General features: G+C 60.7%; 2 protein-coding genes and 1 pseudogene. 2 read left to right on the top strand and 1 reads right to left on the bottom strand.

Annotation, left to right across the window (positions count from 1 at the left end; translation table 11 throughout):
• A pseudogene (locus JOY90_RS24060) lies at nucleotides 1-492 on the top strand (L,D-transpeptidase); the annotation flags it as partial.
• A gap of 333 nt (nucleotides 493-825) precedes the next feature.
• Here the strand turns inward: JOY90_RS24060 and JOY90_RS24055 are convergent.
• On the bottom strand, nucleotides 826-1,647 hold the full coding sequence (locus tag JOY90_RS24055; RefSeq protein ID WP_291693607.1) for a MipA/OmpV family protein: 822 nt from the start codon (nucleotides 1,645-1,647) through the stop codon (nucleotides 826-828).
• A 234-nt stretch (nucleotides 1,648-1,881) separates the two neighbouring features.
• Here JOY90_RS24055 and JOY90_RS24050 point away from each other — a divergent pair.
• Nucleotides 1,882-2,354: arginase family protein (locus tag JOY90_RS24050; RefSeq protein WP_291693606.1), on the top strand; the 473-nt coding region annotated here is incomplete at its 3' end.

Raw genomic sequence — 2,354 nt, 5'->3', positions numbered from 1 at the left:
AGCCAGATCGATCCGGCCTTCCTCGTCAAAGCGGTTCCTTATGCGGGAATGGAGTCTCCCGGCACCATCGTCATCAATCCGAGCACCCGCTACCTCTACCTCGTGCAAGAGGGCGGGAGGGCTATCCAGTATGGTGTGGGCGTCGGGCGCGAAGGCTTCGGCTGGTCCGGAGCGGCAATCATAAAGAGCAAGCAGGAATGGCCTGATTGGTACCCGCCGGCGGAGATGATCGCCCGGCAGCCTGAACTCCAGGCCAAGATGACGGCACTGCAAAGCGGCCTCGGCATGCCCGGCGGCCCCGGCAATCCGCTTGGCGCACGGGCCATGTATCTGTGGCAGGGAAATAAGGACACCCTCTACCGCGTCCACGGCACGGTCGAGCCCTGGACCATCGGCAAGCGAGTCTCTTCGGGCTGTATCCGGATGATCAACCAGGATGCGATCGACCTGTACGATCGAGTGCCCATGGGAACGCAAGTGGTCGTGCTCGGCAGCGCTGAAGGTGAGATTGCCGCAAGGCAACGCCGCACGATCGAACGCGCCAGCCCGGGATATGATCCGTCTCTTTCGAGCGACCCTTACGACGATGCCGGCGCCTATGATCCCTATCGGCAAGGCAACCCGACGAACGGGCCGATGCGCCTGCAAGGTGCCGACCCCTATGGGCGCCCCCTCGCCATCGATCCTTATGGCCAATCCGCTGGTCGCTATGCCCCTTATCCGGCCGCGCCGCGCAACGCGCCCTATGGCGGCTACGGTTATCCCGCATACCCCGATAACTGAACGCAACCGCTCGGCATTGTCCAAGCTGGACGCCGCGTAGGGCTATTTGAACAGATAGGAAAGGCCAAGGCCGACTGTTGTCTGCACGCGCCGCTCGATAACCGGGCTGCGCGCGACGTTCGCGACTAGATAATTGACCGTGCCTCGCCCCACCAAGGCGAGATTGGGCGCAAACCGATAAAGTGCATCGACTGTGGTGCCGACCGATTCAATTCCCGCATGCGTGGTGAAAAAAGGTTTGCCGGTGGCAAGGCTCTGAAACGCTGAGACGCCGTACCAGCTCTGCATGTAATTGTGATCACCCAGGCTCGTCGTGACGCCCGGGAGGACCACGAACTGATTGGTAAGCGGCAGCGCCGTCCCGACCTTGGCTTGGAAAGTATTCCCATAGCTTCCTGAGAAATCATGAGCGAAGGAGCCCTTCAGGTCGATCCAACCGACATCGTATTCACCGGCGAAGCGCCCTTGGGGAGCCTCCGCGATATTTCCCAATCCAAGGATTTTCGGGCTGTTGGTCTGGTCGCGGCCGAGCCTGACGAAGGCCGATGTGGAAAAGGACAAGGTGCCGTCATTGTAGAGATAGGCGCCGGCGCCGTCCTCCATGTTGATGAAAAAGCGATTGTTATAGGTGTAGTCGATGTCCGGAAGCACGAGTGTTCGATAACCGCTGCCGCCCGGATAGGTGGGTTCGACGAGGACGCCGGCACCACTCCGATTAGTCGTCGACATCAGCCGCGCGAACTGCTCGGGGGTCAGCGACGAGTTTGGCGTGTCGAGCGTGATGTTCTGCGCAAAGGCAAGCTCCGGCGCGCTTATCGAAAGGAAGCACCCAAACACAAATTGCAGCCAACGGCTCGCCAGCATGGAAATTGGACTCGACGCCCCTCTTGATCTCACCTGGCGAAAGTTTCCCGTCGTCCGCCGCAAGCCTTATAGCCCGAGATGGTTCGAGCAGGAAGCCTTTGAGGCCGATCGCCACCGCATGGTGAACACAACGTCAAAATCGTGATCGCCGTTTCGCGATCACCCCTTCCCATGGCGCTTCAAATCGGTGCGCTTCCTCTCTATAGCTCGCGGATGCCATTGAGCGAGGTTTGGATGCAGGCGATCGATCCCGATTTTCTTCCCATCTCAGGTTTTGTCCTGCCGCGTTTCGCGGGCATCCCGACCTTCATGCGGCTGCCTCACGTGCCGCTTGAGGACGCGCGGATCGATCGAGTCGATATCGGCCTCGTCGGCGTGCCCTGGGACGGGGGAACGACCAATCGCGCGGGCGCTCGTCACGGGCCTCGCGCGCTGCGCGACGCGACCACCATGGTGCGTCAGCTCAATCAGGCGACCGGCATCATGCCGTTTCATCTCGCCCGCTGCGCGGATCTCGGTGATGTTGCGATCAATCCGGCGAGCGTCGATGACACCTTGAAGCGCATCACCAGCTTTTATCGCGAGCTCACGAAGCGCAACATCACGCCAATGACGGTCGGTGGTGATCACCTGACAAGCTTTCCCGTTTTGCGCGCGGTCGCCGAAAAGGGACCGGTCGGCATGATCCATTTCGACAGCCACACCGA

Origin of the sequence: Bradyrhizobium sp., assembly GCF_019242285.1 — a bacterium.
Taxonomy (GTDB): domain Bacteria; phylum Pseudomonadota; class Alphaproteobacteria; order Rhizobiales; family Xanthobacteraceae; genus Bradyrhizobium.
Note: the sequence above shows the minus strand (reverse complement) of the source record. Positions and strands in the feature narration are given on the sequence as shown.

Bases quoted from the DNA above. Each gene is read 5' to 3' on its own strand.
- JOY90_RS24055 (WP_291693607.1), bottom strand. From the start codon at position 1,647: ATGCTGGCGAGCCGTTGGCTGCAATTTGTGTTTGGGTGCTTCCTTTCG.